16 protein-coding genes and 1 other RNA gene are annotated in these 19,471 nt (G+C 42.0%); 10 read left to right on the plus strand and 7 right to left on the minus strand.

Translation table 11 applies throughout. The features are described 5' to 3' along the window. The first annotated feature begins 162 nt into the window (after positions 1–162). From ACK4EX_RS07060 to ACK4EX_RS07070, 3 genes are read left to right on the plus strand one after another with little or no spacing between them, the layout of a single operon-like run. On the plus strand, positions 163–729 hold the full coding sequence (locus ACK4EX_RS07060) for a hypothetical protein (protein WP_409771173.1): 567 nt from the start codon (positions 163–165) through the stop codon (positions 727–729). Next, positions 722–2,530 (plus strand): tetratricopeptide repeat protein, encoded by a 1,809-nt coding sequence (locus ACK4EX_RS07065; RefSeq protein ID WP_409771176.1) that lies wholly within the window; start codon positions 722–724, stop codon positions 2,528–2,530. Before ACK4EX_RS07060 ends, ACK4EX_RS07065 begins: the two co-directional genes overlap by 8 nt. Continuing rightward, entirely contained in the window at positions 2,527–2,844 is a 318-nt protein-coding gene (locus tag ACK4EX_RS07070) for a DUF4286 family protein (protein WP_409771178.1), read from the plus strand. The genes ACK4EX_RS07065 and ACK4EX_RS07070 overlap by 4 nt, the downstream gene beginning before the upstream one ends. A 9-nt stretch (positions 2,845–2,853) precedes the next feature. On the opposite strand, the gene ACK4EX_RS07075 is transcribed toward ACK4EX_RS07070, so the two are convergent. Further along, positions 2,854–5,220, minus strand: coding sequence for a TonB-dependent receptor (locus tag ACK4EX_RS07075; RefSeq protein ID WP_409771180.1), 2,367 nt, complete (start codon positions 5,218–5,220; stop codon positions 2,854–2,856). A gap of 131 nt (positions 5,221–5,351) precedes the next feature. On the opposite strand from ACK4EX_RS07075, the gene ACK4EX_RS07080 reads away from it, so the two are divergent. Further along, positions 5,352–7,607 (plus strand): TonB-dependent receptor plug domain-containing protein, encoded by a 2,256-nt coding sequence (locus ACK4EX_RS07080; protein ID WP_409771182.1) that lies wholly within the window; start codon positions 5,352–5,354, stop codon positions 7,605–7,607. Between the two features lie 38 nt (positions 7,608–7,645). Here ACK4EX_RS07080 and ACK4EX_RS07085 read toward each other — a convergent pair whose 3' ends face one another. Genes ACK4EX_RS07085 through rpoN form a run of 4 tightly spaced genes read right to left on the minus strand, consistent with a single transcriptional unit; the run spans position 7,646 to position 11,534 of the window. Next, complete coding sequence (locus ACK4EX_RS07085; protein WP_409771184.1) at positions 7,646–8,308, minus strand: RluA family pseudouridine synthase; 663 nt, start codon at positions 8,306–8,308, stop codon at positions 7,646–7,648. Further along, complete coding sequence (locus ACK4EX_RS07090) at positions 8,309–9,418, minus strand: AI-2E family transporter (protein WP_409771186.1); 1,110 nt, start codon at positions 9,416–9,418, stop codon at positions 8,309–8,311. It lies immediately after the preceding gene. After that, positions 9,415–10,044, minus strand: a complete 630-nt coding sequence (locus ACK4EX_RS07095) for a hypothetical protein (protein WP_409771189.1) — start codon at positions 10,042–10,044, stop codon at positions 9,415–9,417. The genes ACK4EX_RS07090 and ACK4EX_RS07095 overlap by 4 nt, the downstream gene beginning before the upstream one ends. Then, on the minus strand, positions 10,041–11,534 hold the full coding sequence (gene rpoN, locus ACK4EX_RS07100) for an RNA polymerase factor sigma-54 (RefSeq protein ID WP_409771192.1): 1,494 nt from the start codon (positions 11,532–11,534) through the stop codon (positions 10,041–10,043). The genes ACK4EX_RS07095 and rpoN overlap by 4 nt, the downstream gene beginning before the upstream one ends. A 269-nt stretch (positions 11,535–11,803) precedes the next feature. Here rpoN and ACK4EX_RS07105 point away from each other — a divergent pair, with 269 nt between their 5' ends. The 4 genes from ACK4EX_RS07105 to bcp all read left to right on the plus strand — a co-directional run bounded on the left by ACK4EX_RS07105 (position 11,804) and on the right by bcp (position 14,804). Beyond that, positions 11,804–13,693 (plus strand): hypothetical protein, encoded by a 1,890-nt coding sequence (locus tag ACK4EX_RS07105; RefSeq protein WP_409771194.1) that lies wholly within the window; start codon positions 11,804–11,806, stop codon positions 13,691–13,693. A 38-nt stretch (positions 13,694–13,731) separates the two neighbouring features. Beyond that, positions 13,732–14,112: RNase P RNA component class A (gene rnpB, locus ACK4EX_RS07110), an RNA gene on the plus strand. A 14-nt stretch (positions 14,113–14,126) separates the two neighbouring features. Beyond that, positions 14,127–14,288 (plus strand): hypothetical protein, encoded by a 162-nt coding sequence (locus tag ACK4EX_RS07115; protein ID WP_409771195.1) that lies wholly within the window; start codon positions 14,127–14,129, stop codon positions 14,286–14,288. Positions 14,289–14,336: 48 nt separating this feature from the next. Then, positions 14,337–14,804, plus strand: coding sequence for a thioredoxin-dependent thiol peroxidase (gene bcp, locus ACK4EX_RS07120; protein WP_409771197.1), 468 nt, complete (start codon positions 14,337–14,339; stop codon positions 14,802–14,804). 32 nt (positions 14,805–14,836) lie between these two features. On the opposite strand, the gene ACK4EX_RS07125 is transcribed toward bcp, so the two are convergent. After that, positions 14,837–15,379: a YceI family protein gene (locus ACK4EX_RS07125; RefSeq protein WP_409771198.1), complete on the minus strand. Its 543-nt coding sequence runs from the start codon at positions 15,377–15,379 to the stop codon at positions 14,837–14,839. A 382-nt stretch (positions 15,380–15,761) separates the two neighbouring features. Between ACK4EX_RS07125 and ACK4EX_RS07130 the strand changes: the two genes are divergently transcribed. Both ACK4EX_RS07130 and ACK4EX_RS07135 read left to right on the plus strand, forming a co-directional pair. Continuing rightward, positions 15,762–16,244: a hypothetical protein gene (locus ACK4EX_RS07130; protein ID WP_409771200.1), complete on the plus strand. Its 483-nt coding sequence runs from the start codon at positions 15,762–15,764 to the stop codon at positions 16,242–16,244. Between the two features lie 120 nt (positions 16,245–16,364). Next, on the plus strand, positions 16,365–18,749 hold the full coding sequence (locus ACK4EX_RS07135) for an efflux RND transporter permease subunit (RefSeq protein WP_409771201.1): 2,385 nt from the start codon (positions 16,365–16,367) through the stop codon (positions 18,747–18,749). Here ACK4EX_RS07135 and bshB1 read toward each other — a convergent pair. Next, positions 18,741–19,457 carry a bacillithiol biosynthesis deacetylase BshB1 gene (gene bshB1 / locus ACK4EX_RS07140; RefSeq protein WP_409771203.1) on the minus strand — a complete coding sequence of 239 codons (717 nt, stop codon included), beginning with the start codon at positions 19,455–19,457 and terminating at the stop codon, positions 18,741–18,743. The two genes, ACK4EX_RS07135 and bshB1, sit on opposite strands and share 9 nt — an antisense overlap. Positions 19,458–19,471: the final 14 nt, after the last annotated feature.

Raw genomic sequence — 19,471 nt, forward strand, 5'->3', positions numbered from 1 at the left:
TCCCTCAGGCATAAGTAACCTTTTCAAAAAACACACTTATTTTTCCTTAGTATTGAGATTCGTAAAGTCAATCAAATTTCCAAAACAACTTCGCGAATACATCTTACCGCATCTTTTAAAAAGTTCCTGTGGTAATTTTACGCGTTCAAAACATAGAAGTACATGAAGAGGGTGTTCATCGCAGTAGCGCTGCTTGTAATGATTTCTTGTGGTAAAAAGACCCATCAAAATTTCTCAAACGAAGACTTAGAAAAAATATACTTCCTCGATACTCTTGAAAACCAAATCATCAGCGCCCAGAAAATTGCCAACGAATACAATCCCGAGCGTATGAAGACCATACTTCAGGAGCTCGAGCCCTACTACAAACACTTCAAAAACAGCAAGCGTCAGTATTCCCGCGAATTTTTTATATATGAACTCTCAGGCCTTGAAGACACTCGTCGCTCTCTGTCCAAGTCGCTGCCCGAGTATCAAAAAATCAAAGACGAGATCGACTTCAACCTACAACAAGTCAGAGCCTTGAGAAAGTTGATAAACGAATCAGACTCCCTCACCGACAGCCTGAAGATATACATCGACCAGGAGGCTATCGCAATGCAAGAGACCATGACCAAATTTTACAAACGCATACGCAACCCACTTACCTATAAAGATCGTTGGCCCGTCCTTAAGGCAAAGCTCGACAGCGCCATGCAGTACGACCTACAATCAGCTGCCAATGAATAAGTGGACACCTTTAGTCCTCGCTGCTTTCCTCCTCTTGAGCCAAACGTCGGCCCAGGAACTTCTATTGCCTGCAAGTACCTCTGAGAAAGTTGATTGCGAAAAATTACTTGTTGAATATAGAGAGCTCTACAAGCGCTCGCCCCAGCGGATGTATTACGTGAAAATGTACGATTGCCTCCTCGAGCTGAAGGACTACAAAGAGGCTGTAAATCTGGCTGAAGCACACATCCGCCGTACCAACGAACCCGAAGGTGTTTATTTGGTGGATGTGGCCTTTGCTAAAGCGCGGATGGGTGACCGCAAAACAGAAGAAAAAATTCTGAATCGCGTTCTCGAATCCATTAATAAAAATCCCCAATTCGCTTACCAAATTGGACAGGCCTTAAGCGACAAGGGATATTTCGAAGCAGCTTTACGATTGTATGAAATTGCTGAAAAAATCAATCCATCTTTCAACTTTAGTTATCAAAAGGCGCTGTTGTACGCCGATCTGGGTCAGCTCGAAAAAATGTACGACACATACATTGAAATTCTGGAGCGCTCCCCTTCCATGGCTTATACGGTTAAAAACCTATTCAACAGAATCATGGCTCCTGATGGAGGTGAGGATAACTTCGATTACATTACTCAAAAACTGCGCACTAAAGCACTGAGCCAGAAAAATCCTGTAATGACCGATGTACTCACATATATCTACAACGCTACAAACGACTTTGCCTCGGCATTTGAATTTCTGAAAGAGTGGCATGAAAAATCTGATTATGGTGCCATTGGCGAAATCTATGAGATCGCCAGCCAAGCACTCAAAAACCAGCAATACGATTTAGCCATATCAGGTTTTGATTGGGTAATCGCCCATTCATCTAATGCTAATTACTCTATGCGAGCCAATTTATCGCGCCAGCTGGCTCTGACTCTCAAAGCGCTGAACACTCCTACTAATCCTGAAACAGTAATTGCTGTAGTCACAGATAGCGAAAAACTCATTCAAATTCAAGGCATCAACTTTAACACTTTGCCATTAGCCGAAGCCACGGCACGACTTATGGCTTTCAAAGCCAATCAAAAAGACAAAGCCCTCGACTTAATCGAATCGTTGGTTAAACTACCGGGGCAAAATCCAAATGAAAAAGCACTGCTGCTCATTACAAAAGGCGATATTTACCTGTCAATGAAAGAATTTATGCTGGCCATAGTAGCCTATGCTCGCGCCGAGGAAGTGGCTGACAATGAGCTAATTAAAGATGATGCAAAATTTGCCCGTGCTAAGGCTATTTATTATTCAGGCGACGTGCCCTGGGCACTGGAAATTTTTGAAATCCTGCAAGAATCTACTTCAAAACCGATTTCAAACGACGCCACTGCATACGCAAGCAAAATTTTACTCAACTCTGGAGGCGACACTACCTACGAAGCCATGACCTACTACGCGCATGCTGATATGTTTTATTACGTAGGTGAATACCAAAAAGCCCACAAAATACTTGACTACGTCATCCAAACCTACACAAATCACCCCATACAAGACGACGCGTACTTGCTAAAGGCAAAAACTTTTGAAGCTCAAGGTCTTTACCAACAAGCGGTACAGTGGTACGAAAAGGTTTACACTGTCTTCGGCTATGAATTGTTGGCTGACCAAGCCATTTACCAAGCCGCTGTTCTGTATGAAGAAAAGCTAAACGAACCATCGAAAGCCAAAGAATTATACGAACTTATTGTCATGCAATTTATCGACAGCTTTCTTCACAACCAGGCGCGCCTGCGCCTGCGAGCACTTCTAAACAAGCAATCCTCATGAAAACCCGATACATTTACAACGTTACTATAAACATCGATGACTCAGTGCACGACGACTGGCTGCACTGGATGCGCACTACCCACATTCCAGATGTACTTGCCACGGGGATGTTTGACGAGTGCAAGATCTCCAAGGTGCTATCTGACGACCCTGAGGGAACTACATATGCCATTCAATACATTGCTAAGGATCGCGAGTCGCTCACGCTTTATCAAAATCTCTTTGCTCCAGATCTTCAAAAAGAACATTCGCAGCGCTATGCTAACAAGTTTGTAGCTTTTCGCACCGTACTAGAAATCGTAGAGGAGTTTTGATGATTCGTTTTAAAACTCCAGTCGATACTGCAGAGTAAAATTCCTTGGAGCCTCTGGACGCACAAAGCGAACCATGTATTCTCGATTGGTCAGATTGTTTACAATGAAAGTAAATTGACCAAATCCTTTTGTCTTGTAACCCAATCTTAAGTTTATAAAGTACTCATTTCCAGTGTAGCCTGGTTTATTGATCTGATCATTATAACCCGGCAAGAAAATGCGAAAAACCTCATCGATGCGCTCCACTTTTGATAAATATCGATAGTCAATCCCGACCATCCAGCCCTTCCACATAGCCTCTACGTCTACTTTTATTAATTGGCGATTTCGGTATTTCAGCATTGCATCAAGCACAGGATTTTCTTTGGAAAATACCGATTCTACAAATCGACCGATATATCGAAAAGGATTGTGAAGAGTGGTGTCGAGATTTACATCTACCGGCAGCGAATAGGTATAACCTACCAGCGTTCTCAATCCCAAGTCTTTGGTTAGATTACCCTCGCTCACCCAAGAAAACTCAACGCCGGCATTGCGGGCAAAAGCAACGTTTTGTGCTTGAAAACCGAGATATTTCACGATAGTGTCGAGTGGTACTTGATTAGGCGGTACAGTATCCCAACGGGGGGGCAAATACAAGCCAAATGTAATTTCTATTAAGTCCTTGTAATCCAGCCAGAAAAGACTCGCATCGAAGTAGTTTTTCCATTTGTTTATGTTCAGCTGTTTTTTAATTCCGATCTCAGCATTCCATCCATACTCAGGCCTCAGATTGAGATTAGGAAAAATGGGTACCGCCTCATTACCCGCAGTTGATATAAATATCTCAGTAAAAGTTGGGAATCGAAAGCCTTGACCAAAATTGGCACGAGCAAAGAGTGTAGGATTGATCGCGTAGTTCCCACCTATTCTAAATACCGGAATTCTTCGGCTTTCGATTCCTGAAATCGAAAAGTATTCGTAACGCATGCCCGCATTGGCAGCCCAACGATTTTTCAAATAATCGACTTGCACAAAAGTCGATGCATTATTACCCTGGCGATTGCCAATGTTGTAAATGTCAAATACATCGAAGTATTGATAGTTAGCCCCTGCTGTGATTTTAGTAAAAGCACTTAGCGGAAAATCCACGGAGTAATCGGCATTATAGAGATTTGTTTTCAAATTGTCACGATAGTTTTTAAACTGTAGTCGGTACCACCTGATGGCCAGGCGATGGCGTATTCCGCTCTTGGATTCGTAGAGCACTTCCGGAGTCATGTGCCACTGCTGGCGCACAATGCGCGTAGCGCCGTCGGCCATAGTTGCTGTGGGCGAGGTGCCATTTAGCGGTACGTAAAAATTGGAATCTGCATCAGCCCAGGCTAAGAAGTCAGCCTCATCACTGCCCATAATGGATGAATTCCAAATAAAAGAAAATCCCTTGCCGTCAGAGCGCTGGCGATAGCGCGACTTTAAAGTCACTCTTGACTGAGTCTGGTCTGTAAAGCGAATATAACCGTGAGTAGTAAGCTGATTTACCCCTATTACGTAGTCGATATTCCCAACAGATTCACCTACCGATGCCGATATTCCCCACTCACCCGGTCGACGCTTCCACCACCAGCGCTTTACCGGGTCGCGTGGGTTGTCCACTAAGTTGTAAAACGTTTGAAGACGTGCTACTGATTTTCCTCGGTCGGGCCATAAGGTCTTGATGTGTAAAGCCCCATTGAGCCCACCGGCGCCATACAATACAGATGCCGGACCTTTTACAACTTCAATATTCTCAACCATTTCAATGGGTGCAAAGTTCCACCGCATATCGCCCCTATCGCCTGTAAGTATGGGCATCCCATCTGTAATTACCAGTACGCGGCTCCCAACTCCATAAGCAAATCCGCTACCATTGCGTATGCTCATCTGGCCGTCGATCACCGTTACACCGGGTACTTTGTCCACTGCATCATAAAGACGAGTAGAATTAATATTATTGATCAATTCTTTGGGCAAAACATCAACTTGAACCACCTCGCGCGTAATGGGCTTTCTCAGGCGGGTAGCAGTAATAGTCACATCACCAATATTTTCAGCGATTTCATTTAATCTGATGGTGATTTTTTGTACTTCCCCTGGTTTAAAGATTATCCTTTTAACATAAGGTTGGTAGCCTATATGCGACACCGTTAATAAGGCGGAAAACCGGTTGGTAGTCCACTCAAAATAGCCGGTTTGATCGGTTGTTCCTTCCACTTTTCCATCAATAGCTACAGCAGCATCAGGAATGGGGTTGTTTAAAAGGTTTAAAACCCTTATTTGAAGCTTGTTTTGAGCATATGCCGATACCGACCAAACAGATAGGATACATACGAAAAAGTAGCGTAGAGCTTTCACCATCAATGCATTATTGTTAAAACAAAATTAACAGCAAATACCATTTAGCAATAGATTTAATTTAATTACTTTATTTAGGCGCGCCTAATTTTATTTTTGCTTATAGAAAATATTTGTTATAAATAATGCGATTTTTGATTTTAGGACTGTTTATAAATTATTTTACTGCTGTAAGCCAAGTTCTTACTGTAGCAGGTAAGGTGACAGATGGCGTAGTGCCTTTAGAAGGTGTTGCCATTCACGACTTGGAAAGAGGTACTTTTCTTGCAAAATCCAATCGCAATGGCATGTTTTTATTGAATTTTGTTTGTAAGGATAACACCACAATTTCCATTGTTTCCTTTTCAAAAACTGGATATCAGATACAAAATATAAACATACATTGCTCTGAAAGGGATTCAGTGTGGTTAGAAGTTGTATTGCCACACGTAGGCAAGGATTTAGAAGAAGTTGTCGTTACAAGCACTCTGCTGCCAATTGCAAAATCACATTCAGCTATTCCAGTTGCTGTTTTAAACTCATCTGTCTTTCAGCGTATTTCGTCGCCATTACTGATGGATGCTTTGCCAGTAATGCCCGGTGTCAGGCTGCATTATGACTGCAGTGTATGTGAAGCACCGTCTTTGAGGTTCAATGGATTGCCGGGTCCATACACCCTGCTGGTTATTGATGGAATGCCTATGGTAGGCGCTTTAGCCTCTACTTATGGATTGTATGGCCTCCCATCGAGCATGATCCAACGCGTAGAAGTGACCCGTGGACCCGGCTCAGTACTTTACGGCACCGAGGCTTTGGGTGGAGTCGTTAATGTACTTACCCTTAGTCCTGATGCAGCACCTAAAGTTTCAGCTGAACAACTTCTTACATCTTGGGGAGAGGTTACATCGCAACTCACATCTGCTTATCGATTGGGAAAAGGGAAGATGCTCACCGGAGTTTATCACCATTATTACAACAATCGAATAGATAGAAATTCCGACAATTTTTTGGATTTACCGCTCCAAATACGGTTATCTGTTTTCCAAAAAATTCAGTATTCCGATCAGTTCGAAATGTGGTTGAGATACTATTATGAAGATCGATTGGGTGGATCATTAAACGGGAAGCACTGTCACCGACATTCGCGTGAAGAGTATGTAGAAAGCATTTTCACTAATCGGGCTGAGTGGATGATGAAATACTCATCTCGCGTAATCAAACCTTTACAAATGTGGTGGAGCAACGCCAGCCACTGGCAAAACAGCCTCTACGGCGAAAACCATTTTTTTGCTAAACAATACCTTTCAAATCTTCAGACGTTGTGGCATGACCAGGTGGGAAAGATAGGATATACTCTTGGCACCTCTTTGCGCTATCAATACTACAACGACAATACAACTGCCACTTCTGTAACATCTGATCTTAACGGAGAAGCAGACGCCCCCGACATCCTTTGGATGCCAGCTGCCTTAGCCGATGTGTCTCTACAGTTCAATGAATTATCTGCTATAATCAGTACGCGTATTGATCACCACCCAATCCACCGATTTGTGCCTACTGGTCGAATTGGTGCAATGTATCAAATTGGCAGCCATACTTTTAGAGCAACACATGGATCAGCCTTTAGGGTAGTTAATCTCTTTGCCGAAGAACATGCTGCGCTTACCGGCGCCAGAGAAGTGGTTATTGTCTCTCAACTTCGACCTGAAAGAGCTTTGGGTCAAATAGCTGAATGGGAATACAAAAAGCTTACGCCTCATTTTTCGTTAAAATCCACCATTACAGCTTTTTCTAACTACTTTACAAATAGAATTTTACCCGATTATGATACAAATCCTCAAAAAATCATTTTCAAAAATTTAGAAGGGGTTCTGATGCATAAAGGTGTCAATTTTCAATTAGAATGTGGTTTCAACAGCAAATGGGATTTTACACTAAGTGGTGCTCTGCAAGACATGAATCTTATTGAAGAGGGCAAAAAAGAACTTCCTCCCTTCGTTGAGCGGATTAATTTTCAGAGTTTGGTAGGTTATTCCTTTGGAAAAAATCGCTTTGATCTTTCTTCGAATACCTACAGTCCGATGAGGTTGCCGTTAGCTGGAGAACTCGACCCCAGACCGAAGTTTTCGCCTTGGTTTACACATCTTCATCTACAATATTCGTATCGATCAGAACATGGATTTTCACTCACCTTTGGTATTAAAAATCTTCTCGATTTTGTGCCTTGGCGCGGATTGCCCTTTCTTATTGCAAGGGCTCACGATCCCTTTGATAAACGAGTAGAGTTTGATGCTGAAGGTGTGCCTATTCCTACTGCTGACAATCCTTACGCTCTTACCTTCGATCCGGGCTATGCATTTACCTCGTTGCAAGGGCGCAGATTTTTTATTCAATGGACTTACAAATTATAAAATCTTAAGAAATATGTATTGATTTTCAACGTCCAAAGTCAAAGATCTACCGACCAAGATTTATAGAATTCTGCAGGCAATAGTTCAAAATTTATTTTTCGCTTCTCAAAAGGACAATAAAAAGCCAGCTTATAAGCCCTCAGAGCAATAACGTTTTCCAAAGAATTCTGAGCACCACCGTAGAGCATATCGTTCAAAATCGGATGACCTATGAATGCCAACTGTGCCCTGATCTGGTGATACCTGCCAGTGTGTAGCTTGAGATCAAGTTCTGTAATTGCATCTAAATACCTGATAACCTGATAGCTCAAATGCACAGGGAGTGCGTCTGGAATAGGAATTTCTGAAATGATAGCTTTAAAATTTCTGTGGTCTTTAGTGTGGTAATGGTGTAATTCGCGCTCTAATGGATGTACATGGCCCTGAACTAAGGCTCTGTACATTTTTGTAATTTGTTTTTTTTCAAAAAGGGGTTGTAATGCGCGATGTGCCTTCAAATTTTTCGCTACGATCAGCAGTCCTGCCACGGGTCTATCGAGCCGATGAAGCGGGTGTGGCCCCCATCGCTTGTATGTGTCGGGTCTTTGGCTCTTAAGCCAATCCATCAGGTTAGCATGGCCAAGGCGATCAGGCTCTGTGTTAAGTCCGTGCTCCTTATCGACGATGAAGTAATGCTGATTTTCAAACAGAATGGAAGGCATCTATCTTTCTTGTGTAATGGAGCGAATCCATTTGTATTCAGACAAAAATTCGCGGCCAATTACTCGAAATATAGAATAAGCAGGCACAGCTACAATCATCCCTACGATTCCAAAGAGGTTGCCTGCTATCAAAATCACAAAAAAAATCTCCAGCGGATGCGCATTGACGGATTTTGAAAAAATAAGGGGTTGAAATATAAAGTTATCCATAAGCTGAACTATAACAAAAACTGACAAAACTTTAATAAGATGAATCTGCCAAACAGCGGGTGCCATGAGACCAGGTGTAGTACCAAAGGCCACTAGGGTGCCAACTGCAGTGCCTATCAGAGGACCTATGTAAGGAATTACGTTAATAAGACCCGCAAAAAATCCAATGATAAAAGCATTGTTTACTTTAAAAAAGTTCAATCCAAAACTGACAATAATGGTGATGAGCGATATCTGAAGAATAACACCCACAATGTAGCGTTGAAGTGACTGCTTGATTTGCCAGAGTACACGGGCCATACGCTCTGTGGTGCGATCAGGCGTGAAGGCCAAAACGACTGAGGTAGCTATTCGGCGCTCCTTGAGCAGAAAAAAGGTAATAAATGAAATGGAAAACAAGGCTACTAAAAGGTTTCCCATTACACTTACTAAACCGGTAATCGTTCCTGTCACATTTGAAATATTCAAATATTCTGACATTTTAGCCATTACGTATTCTCTATTTGAAGCATATCCTACTGGTTTTATTCCAAGATTATCAGCCCATTTTTCAATGTTTTGGATGGGCTTTTCGAGGTTCTTATAAATCTCTGACATACTGAGCTCTGAGATGGCGCTTAGCTCACGCATAAGAGGAGGCACAATCAAAAGAAAAATGATGTAGAAAAAAGCGTAAATCGATACCAGACCAATTAATGCCTTAAGCCAATCAGGAACTTTAATTTTACGAATCTCTACTCTGTCGAGCACTTCCATCAAGGGCGATAGAGCTATTGTAAATGCTACTGATATAGCGAAGTATATAACTACCGTGAGCGATAAATAGAGTACAAGTATGAAAGCTAATACTAAAATAGCCCCAATCACTTGCTTTCGAGAAATACCAGCAAAAACGCTCATCTTAATGCAAATAAGTAAAACAGCACAAAAATCGGAGTAAAACCACTTAAAAACCCTGCAATTACCTCGGCCGATGTGTGGGCTTCTACTTCAAGTCGCGCCCAAGCAATTATACCTGTAGCGGCAATTGAAAGGGTAACTACTAATGGTGAAAGATCGTACATCCTGCTTAAAACAATGATGGCAGCCAATAGTCCTGCAAAAGAAGCAACATGAGCGCTGGCTTTGTAAAACGGAATTTGAGCCAGAAGCACCAAAATCACAATGCTGGTAGCTATCAAGAAGAGGTATAGTAGCTGTGCGGCCGGTACCATTTTGAGTGCTAGCGCAGTTAGATAATAAAATACAGCCGCTATGATGTAAGGGGTCTTTCGCTCTTGCCTATTATGCATTTCGAGCGACTTAATAATATTCAGTTTATACAGCAAAAGTGCTATAGTGATGGGCAAAAAATAAGTACCCACAATGATCGACATTAAAATATATATCTTTTGAACCCTGTCAAATAATGAAGCATTTATGGAAAAAAAGAGTATTGCAAACACTACTGGTACTATGGCCGGATGCAATACGTACGAAAGTATTTTAGCAATAATATATTTAGCGTCTAATCGGGCAGACCTCATTTTTTTAACTCTTTTCTGAGGCGTGCGACCGGTATACCGAGTTGCTCCCTGTATTTAGCTACTGTTCGTCGTGCTAATGGATATCCTTTTTCGTTCAAGATTTTACAGAGTTGGTCGTCTGTATAGGGCTTTGATTTGTCTTCTTCTGCTATGGCGAGCTCCAGAATTTTTTTGATTTCTTTGGTCGAAACTTCTTCCCCGTCGGTTGTGGTCATCCCTTCGCTAAAGAGTTCTTTCAGCAGGAACGTTCCAAAAGGAGTTTGTACGTACTTATTACTCGCCACACGCGAAATGGTAGAGATATCCAATCCCACCTCATCAGCTATGTCTTTCAGAATCATGGGCTTTAGCTTCGTCCAATCGCCTGTGAGAAAAAACTCTTTTTGAAAGTTCATAATCGCTGACATGGTGATGAGCAGGGTCTGCTGCCTTTGCTGAATGGCTTCAATAAACCATTTGGCTGAGTCTAGTTTTTGTTTTACGAAGAGCAAAGCCTCTTTTTGACTTTTGTTGGTCTTTGCTCCTTCTTTGTAAGCCTGTAAAAGTTCCTTGTACTCTCTGCTTATGTTGAGTTCAGGAGCATTGCGTTCATTCAGGGTGAGCTCGAGTTGATCGTTGTTTATGTTTATGATAAAATCAGGGATGATGCTGTAGTCTCTGTCAAAAGCTGTATTGATTTGCAAGCCAGGCTTTGGATTGAGCTTGCTGATTTCTTCTATTACATCCCTCATGGTATCCTCATTAAGGTCGAGTCTGTCCATGAGTTTTTCGTAGTGCTTCTTAGCGAACTCCTCAAAGTAATTTTCAAGGATGCGGCTTGCGAGTTTCACAACGGGAGTTTGTGGGCGCTTGGCCAATTGAATCAATAGACACTCTCTGAGATCGCGGGCACCGATGCCGGGTGGATCAAGGTCTTGAATTTTCCTGAGTACATCTTCTATTTCATCTACGGTCGCCGAAATATTTTTGGTAAAGAGCAGATCATTGGAAATGCTTTCTAAGTCGCGCCTTAAATATCCGTCGTCATCCAAATTGCCGATGATGTATTCACCGATTTGCCTTTGTTTTTCGGAAAGCTTAAGCATACCAAGCTGATGGGTGAGATTTTCAAAAAATGTAACGGTGCTCACCACCGGAATCGAATACTCCTCATCGTCAGGGCTGTAATTGTTCGATTTTAGCTTATAGTCTGGAGTTTCATCGCTGAGCAGGGCGTCATATTCCTCAAAGTCTTCGATACTTGTGATTTCCGGCTCATCTACAAGTACACCGTCTTCGTTGTATTCATCTTCTTCTGATTCAATCACAAATGCCTCATCATCAACATACTCTTCATCCTTTTTTACTTCTTCTAGTGCGGGATTTTCTTCAATCTCTTGCTTAATTCGCTCCTCAAGCATAGGTAATGGTAGCTGAATGAGCTTCATCAGCTGAATCTGCTGAGGAGAGAGTTTTTGCAGTAATTTCTGATTTAATCCCTGCTTTAGCACATGCTTTAATTTTAGAGCGCAATTTAAAAAAATTAATTTTAATATTGGCTTGGTTTTTGATAAAACATAATTTTTATCCTGTTTTGCAAGGATATAATTTGTTTTTACCATATCACTGAATCCATAATCCTTTTAAATAATTTGTAAATATTCTATTTGTAACTGTTTCTTTCTTTCTAATCATTTAACATTTTTTTTGCCATCTAACGTGATTTGGAAAGGATAGAGAAATTGTAAATTATCTTAGCCATTTGAAAGACGTGATTTACATGCAAAAAATTTTTCCTCTACTGTATCTGATTTGTTGTATTAACATAGTCTGGGCTCAAAAGCTTGAATTGATCTATAAAACTATTCCCATTCAAGCAAATGGTCCGTTTGCGTCAGTAAACCCATCAAATTTTGACTACTTTACTTCCATACAGCACCTAGAAGCCCCGTATCCGGGCGGACAGGGATTTCGCTCGTATTTGCGCGAACTAAAAGACAGCATACACCAGTTGCCAAGACTTTCTGTCAGAAAAAGAACCACATCAGCCGTAGATAAGCCTGTACTTGAACGCCAGTTTGAAGGCAATGTGTACAACGGCTCTGCACCAAACGACAACCACATTGCTATCTCCGCATCAAACATTCTGGTGTCTGTCATTAATACAAATTTGTTTATCTATGATTTAAAAAATGATACGCTGCTCTCAGTGCAATCACTTCAGCAGTTTTGCAATCCTACCGGTTTGACAGAAACCAAATACGATCCACGTATTCTCTATGACCCTGATGAAGACCGATTTATAATGGTAATCCTCAACGGATTTACCTGGCAAACGTCAAAAATCGTTGTGGCCTTCAGCAAGAGTGGTTTACCACACCTCGATGGATGGAATTTGTATGTGCTGAATGGCAATCCGCTCAACAACCAAACCTGGAGTGATTACCCTCATTTAGCCGTTAGTAAAAGCGACCTTTTTATCACCTTTAATACGTTTCTAAATGGTTCATTCAACAACAGCGGATATGTGGAATCAACTTTCTGGCAATTGGACAAATTAGCTGGATATAGAGGTGATACCTCATTAGCTACCAAATATTTCTACAACATCCGCTACAAACCTGACAACGCAGATACACTCCGTCCGATGTTTAACTTCACACCAATAAAAGGCGGTAGCGGGCACTATGGTGACAAAATGTTCTTGCTTTCCAACGAAAATTTAGCCGCTCAGAGCAATCGCTACTTTCTACTCACTGTGGAGGGTAAAACCACCAACAGCACATTGAAAATTAAAGAATTTCGAACAACAACCCCATACGGATTGCCTCCTGACGCCCGGCAAATGCAAAACCATCGATTCGACTGCGTAGATGCACGTGTACAGGATGGCTTTTATGAAAACAACATATTACACTTTGTGCACAATACAATAACCCCAAATAATGGAGCCGGATTTCTCTACTGCAGAGTGGAGAAACCCGAAAGCCAGCTACCAAGAGTAAGTTCCACTGTGTTCTACGACGATTCCATAGATTTTGGTTTTCCGGCTATCAGTTACACCGGCAGAAGTGTGCTCGAAAACGACGCAATAATCACCTTCAACCATTGCGGACGCGACTATCCTTCAGGAATGAGCGCATGCTATGTGAATTCAGAAGGTTTGCTTTCTGAACGACTCGAAATCGAGCGCGGCAACAGTTATGTAGATGTGCTGGGAATCGGCGTTCAGCGCTTCTACGAGCGCTGGGGCGACTACTCCGGTGCACAGCGCTTATATCACATACCGGGCTGGGTGCTGGCTGCCGGATACGGATCAAAGACAAACCGCAGACCAGAGACCCGAATTGCGCTACTCACTTCGCCAAAATTAGCCGGTGAGCCTGCCCCCTTCGACTTCGCTTCTGAGTTTAAGCTCTTCCCAAATCCGGCACATCGATTTTTTGAGGTGGAGTTTGTACTCGAACAGCCGCAAAGACTTAGATTTGTGCTTACACCTGTGAACCACGGATTTGCAAATCAAGTACTATTAACAACGGCTGATGTGCGCCGGGGTGCCAACAGGTTTACTTTTAACACCCAACCTTTGCGAAACGGCGTGTACCACCTTTTCATTCTAACCGAAGAAGATGTAATTATCAAAAAAACCAAAGTGATCGTGCTAAACTGAAAAAAATTGGTCTTACCTTTGAAGCAGTTTGTAAATAATAGCCTGAGCGTTCTGTCGCGCTGATTGCTTCAAAGCTATCGGTGAGGAAAGTCCGGACTACACAGGGCAGCACACCTGCCGAAAGGCAGGGCAACAGTCGTAAAGGGCTGTTGACAGACAGTGCCACAGAAAACAGACCGCCTCTCTTACAGAGAGGTAAGGGTGAAAAGGTGGGGTAAGAGCCCACCGCTCCTTCCGGTAACGGAGGAGGCGCGGTAAACCTTGTGCGTAGCAAGGCCAAATAAGCTGCCAATGACATTCTTGCTATGTCTGCGCACTTGCCCGGTGCGCAAAGAGCAGCGGGTAGGCCGCATCAGATAAATGACAGAAAACCCTCCTCCGGGGGGTTACAGAATCCGGCTTACAGCTCAGGCTTTTATTTTATATTAAAGCAATGATTAAAAAATATCAACTGATCTTGCGCGAAAAAGGCTGGAAAGGCTTAATAGCCGAGGCCGGATGGAAGGTGGCCGTGCTGCTGTTTATGTTCTTTCTGATCAAAGGGCTTGCCTGGCTGGCTGTGATCTATGGCGGTTTAAAGTGGTTTTCTTCGTAAACAATCATCTGTCTTTGGTGTGTTTCTTTTGCAAAAAATTCAATCAACATGACACATCTCAAAGAAGGTGACAAAGCCCCGGATTTCGAAGGAAAAGACCAGAATGGAAATTCGGTAAAATTATCAGACTTTGCCGGCAAAAAGCTGATTGTGTATTTCTATCCGAAAGATGACACTCCAGGTTGTACAGCAGAAGCGTGCAGCCTGCGCGATAGTTACGAATCACTCACTTCTAAAGGATTTGCAGTGGTAGGTGTGAGTACCGATAGCGAAAAATCTCATCAGAAGTTTATTGAGAAGTACAATTTGCCGTTTACCCTTATCTCTGATCCCGAGCGCAAGGTAATTGAAGCTTTTGGTGTGTGGGGAAAGAAAAAATTTATGGGCAAAGAATACGAAGGTATTCATCGAGAAACCTTTGTTATCGACGAACATGGAACCATTAAAAAGGTTATTACCAAAGTTGATACAAAGAATCACGCAACACAGATTTTAAAAGAACTAGGAATGGCATAAAAAAACCCGGCCTTTTTGCCGGGTTTTTTCTCTTATGCTCTAATCAATTGAATTTCGCCCATCAGTGTCACCTCATCACTTACTAATACACCACCACTTTCGAGAGCCGCATTCCAGGTAAGTCCCCAATCTTTACGATTGATCTTGGCAGTAAATGAAAAACCTGCTTTTTCGTTGCCCCAAGGGTCCTTGTTGATGCCGCCGAACTCTGCGTAAAGCACCACTTCTTTTGACACGTCCTTGATCGTGAGATTTCCTTTAATCTCATAGGCATCTGATGAAGTTTTGTATGCCTTGCCCTCAAACGTCATTACTGGAAATTTTTCGCAGTCAAAGAAATCAGCACTGCGAAGGTGTGCATCGCGATCGTCGTTGTTTGTAAAAATGCTTGAGGTTTCAACTGTTGCTTTTACTAAGGCATTTTCTAATGTGCTGCCTTCCGTAATCACTTCAGCCGTAAATTTTCGGAACTCTCCTTTTACATGTGTGATCATTAAGTGCTTAACTCTGAAGAGCAATTCGCTGTGAGCATTGTCCACTATCCATTTTGTGGTTGTTTGTGTTGCTGTTTCCATACATTATTTGTTTTTACATTTATTGTATATACATTTATTTAGTAAGAATTGTTTTTGCTGTATTACAAACAAATCGCAAAGATTTTCAAAATATTTTTCGAAATGAAACTTAGGTCGAAAACAAATAAATGTGATAAAAGTTATATTTGTCAAAATTTGAAGAGTCATGCAGCTTGAAATCAATCTGGTAGATGAACTCCGATCAATTCGCCAGAAGAGTTCTAATGAGAAAAACAGAACTACTTAGTATCAAAACGAATCGAATGAATCTATTTTAAATCGTATTAAACTCGGTAGAGATGCCACTACAGAATTAAATCATCTGGACGCCGATCGAATTTTCTCGATTGACGATATTCGAGAGCTCTGCATACAGTATAGGTTGAGATTTTTAGACGCTTCTCGTTTCGCCAATGAAATTCCAGAAGATGCATTTGAAGAAATTCGAAAAATTCAGGGCATAGAGCAAAAAAACCTCGATGGCTTTAAAATCGTTGCTCCTGCTTCGATGTTTCACCTCATTCAGAAAGATAAAGATCCCATGCTCTTTCTCGACATGGGCAATGGAGCGTACTATTTGATTCACAAATGGGGAAAAGACCTCAAAGTATGGAGAAAATGGCTTGTATATCCGATGCGCAGTTTTGAGACTTTTCTGGCTACCCTTATTGCCATAGCTTTCATCGGAGCTTTACTTCCTTCTGACTCCGTAATGATGGGTCCATACGATTCTTCAGCTCTACCTATACGTGTGATTTTCTTTTTCTATCTCGTACTTGCCCTTAGTGGTTTGGGAGCTCTGTATGGATACTCCCGCATGAAAGATTTTTCAAATAAACTTTGGAATTCAAAATATACCTTATAAGCTTGAAATATGCACTTCTCAAAGGCCGACCGGGTGGTCGGCCTTTTATTTTTTTTGCTCTTTAAGTGTATGTAAAGAAGTAAATTGCGCCGGTTAAAATGTATGTAATACAGGATTTCCATGTGGGATCGATTAGCTGTTTGGATTATCCGACAGCCGACATTAATGTCTGTGTTGCTGGCGATCTCTTTGTCGTTTGCACTGTACAAGGCAGATGATGTCTGCATGAGTTATCAGTTTAGTCGTCTTTTGCCTACAACTGATTCTGTACACATTCAGTATCAGTGGTTCAAAGATCATTTTTCACAAGTGAGCAATACTATTGTGATCGCCACTGCCACTGAGCATTTACGGGACTCAGGATTTATACAAAGATGGATTGCCCTGGCTGATAAAATTCGCAGCATCGACGGTGTAACGGGAGTCTTTACCTTTCAAGACGCTTTAAATGTGCTCAAAATTCCTGAATCAGGTTCGTTTAAAATCCAAAAAGTTTTTACTGCTCATCACCAGCACAGCACCTGGCCTACAATATTGACTGACTCACTGCCTTTTTACAGGGGAGTTTTTACAGATTCAACTCATACTGCCACCATAGCCTACATCCAGCTGGACCCTTCTAAGCTCTACAATGCAGAAATCATTCGTATCATCAACGAAATCAAAGCAAAAGTGGAGCAGTTCGAAAGTGATTCTCATTTGGATGTGCACATTTCGGGTATTCCCTTTTTGCGCATGGGAAATGTAACACAGCTCAAAAGCGAAATTTATCTGTTCGTAGCCTTAGCTACGCTGGTTACAGCCTTTCTTTTTTACCTTTTTCTCAAAAGTTTTAAAGCCACGGTTATCTCCCTGATTATTGTAGCAATTGGGGTGGTATGGTCATTGGCACTTATGGCAATATTTGGTTTTGAGATTACCCTTCTTACCAGTCTTATTCCGCCTCTGGTAATTGTCATCGGAATACCGAATTGCATCTTTCTGATCAATAAGTTTCATTATGAATTCAAAAAACACAAAAACAGAGTCTTAGCATTACAACGTACTATATCAAAAATCGGCAACGCTATCTTTTTTAGCAATCTGACCACCGCTCTTGGATTCTTCGCACTGGCTTTTACTAAAAGTGCTACCCTGGTTGAATTTGGACTTGTAGCCTCTATCAGCATCGTTTTGATTTTTATTCATTCACTGATAGTTATAACGCTCTATTTCTTATATGCACCTGTCCCAAAGGAGCGACACATGCAGCATTTCGACCGTCGATGGGTAAACAAATGGACTGGAATGCTCCGGAAGGTTGTCTTTAATTACAGAGGTTGGGTCTTTGGGGTAAATATTTTAATTGTAATTGTATCAATTATCGGTTTAGTTCGTATTGAAACCTCTGGGCGCATCACCGATGATCTTAGTCGTAAAAGCAAAACATTTACTGATCTAAAGTTTATTGAAGAAAAATTCAATGGCATCGAACCCGTAGAAATCATCATTGATACCGGTAAAAAATTTGGCGCAAAACAGTACAGCAGCTTACAGCTTTTAAACGAAATTCAGGATTCGCTAAAAGCCTTTGGGATATCGCGCAGCCTGTCGCTGGCCGATGCTGCCTCTTTTGCAACACAAGCATTTTACAATGGCAACAGCGCTATGTACCGCATCCCTACACGGCATGAAAGTCGTTTTATGGCGCGCTTTTTAAAAAATGTAGAAGCCAATAACGCCCAAATTGCTGGAACGCTTTACGACTCCTCAGAGCGCTATCTGCGCATCCACTTTCAAGTAAAAGATCTTACTACACTTGAGATGAAAAAGCTCAAGCAAAAGCTTTCAGCTATGCTTTCTAATGTGCTGATTGACAGAGGACTTACCGGTTTTATAACCGGTGCCGGAGTGCTCTTTTTAGAAGGAACGGAGTACCTGGTTAAAAACCTTCTTCAAAGCCTCAGCATAGCCATTGCTCTTATTGCAATACTGATGTATTACTTGTTTAAATCGTGGAAAATGGTACTCATCAGCCTGATTACCAATTTGATTCCACTTATTTTCACTGCTGGGGTCATGGGATTTGCCGGTGTGCCTCTAAAGCCATCAACCCTTCTGGTATTCGGTATTGCTTTCGGAATATCAGTGGACGATACCATACATTTTCTGGCCAAATACCGTCAGGAATTACAAAAAACCAACTGGAATATACCCGAAAGCATTCGTTTAGCCATTCACGAGACAGGTATCAGTATGTTTTATACATCAGTGATCCTTTTCTGTGGCTTTATTATCTTTATTTTTTCGAGTTTCGGAGGTACTGTGGCCCTGGGATTATTGGTATCGCTCACCTTACTGATAGCAATGCTAACCAATCTGTTTTTACTTCCGTCATTTGCCTTAGCTCTTCACAAGCACCTGGCTGATGAAGATTTTGAAAACCCACCGCTATCGGTCGTTGATCCTGATGATCAAACGGACGATGAACTCTCAGAAAAGGAATCAATTACTGAATCAAAGTAACTCTGCGAGGCTTCTGATACCCGGAATGCGTGAAAAAATAAAGCCTTCGCCGTGCTGTGTACCGATAAGGCGTCCCATATCGCGGGCCCTGTATTCGATGCTTTCTAAAAATTCTTTTGAGCTAATCACTGTTTCAGGCTCTTTACTCTCCGGATTGTAAAGTTGTGACTTATGAGCAAGGCAGGAATCTAACTTCTGCTGAAAATATCCGGAAATATCAACAATAATGTCGGGCTGCAAATTGATAAACTGAATGTAGTGCATTAGCAGTTGTGGCCTCCAGGGGTCCTGAGGAACACCTTCCCAACTGGTTTTAAGCCTGGTAAATCCGGCGGAGAAAAATGCCTTAGCTACCAACTGAGCAGCAGCTCCGTGATCGGGGTGGCGATCATGAGGGGCGTTGGCTATTACAATACGAGGCCTGCAATGGCGAATTACCTTCACTACTTCTATCACCGACTTTTCATCCGCAGATATCCATCCGTCCGCTAAATAGCAATTTAATCGGGCTGATGCTTTGAGAATTTCAGCGGCTTTCTGTGATTCTTGCATTCTGATTTCGGGTGTTCCGCGAGTGGCCATTTCGCCTTGAGTAAGATCGAGAATAGCCACTTTATAACCCAAATCTACATGTTTGGCCAAGGTACCTCCTGCGCCGAGCTCCACATCGTCAGGATGTGCGCCAATGGCCAATATATCTACTTGCATTACAAAACTTTAAA

Source organism: Thermaurantimonas sp. (genome assembly GCF_046299575.1).
GTDB lineage: Bacteria > Bacteroidota > Bacteroidia > Flavobacteriales > Schleiferiaceae > Thermaurantimonas.

Bases quoted from the DNA above. Each gene is read 5' to 3' on its own strand.
- ACK4EX_RS07070 (WP_409771178.1), top strand. From the start codon at position 2,527: ATGAAAACCCGATACATTTACAACGTTACTATAAACATCGATGACTCA.
- ACK4EX_RS07105 (WP_409771194.1), top strand. From the start codon at position 11,804: ATGCAAAAAATTTTTCCTCTACTGTATCTGATTTGTTGTATTAACATA.
- ACK4EX_RS07075 (WP_409771180.1), bottom strand. From the start codon at position 5,220: ATGGTGAAAGCTCTACGCTACTTTTTCGTATGTATCCTATCTGTTTGG.
- bshB1 (WP_409771203.1), bottom strand. From the start codon at position 19,457: ATGCAAGTAGATATATTGGCCATTGGCGCACATCCTGACGATGTGGAG.
- ACK4EX_RS07085 (WP_409771184.1), bottom strand. From the start codon at position 8,308: ATGCCTTCCATTCTGTTTGAAAATCAGCATTACTTCATCGTCGATAAG.
- ACK4EX_RS07115 (WP_409771195.1), top strand. From the start codon at position 14,127: ATGATTAAAAAATATCAACTGATCTTGCGCGAAAAAGGCTGGAAAGGC.
- ACK4EX_RS07060 (WP_409771173.1), top strand. From the start codon at position 163: ATGAAGAGGGTGTTCATCGCAGTAGCGCTGCTTGTAATGATTTCTTGT.
- ACK4EX_RS07125 (WP_409771198.1), bottom strand. From the start codon at position 15,379: ATGGAAACAGCAACACAAACAACCACAAAATGGATAGTGGACAATGCT.
- ACK4EX_RS07065 (WP_409771176.1), top strand. From the start codon at position 722: ATGAATAAGTGGACACCTTTAGTCCTCGCTGCTTTCCTCCTCTTGAGC.
- ACK4EX_RS07135 (WP_409771201.1), top strand. From the start codon at position 16,365: ATGTGGGATCGATTAGCTGTTTGGATTATCCGACAGCCGACATTAATG.
- ACK4EX_RS07090 (WP_409771186.1), bottom strand. From the start codon at position 9,418: ATGAGCGTTTTTGCTGGTATTTCTCGAAAGCAAGTGATTGGGGCTATT.
- bcp (WP_409771197.1), top strand. From the start codon at position 14,337: ATGACACATCTCAAAGAAGGTGACAAAGCCCCGGATTTCGAAGGAAAA.
- ACK4EX_RS07095 (WP_409771189.1), bottom strand. From the start codon at position 10,044: ATGAGGTCTGCCCGATTAGACGCTAAATATATTATTGCTAAAATACTT.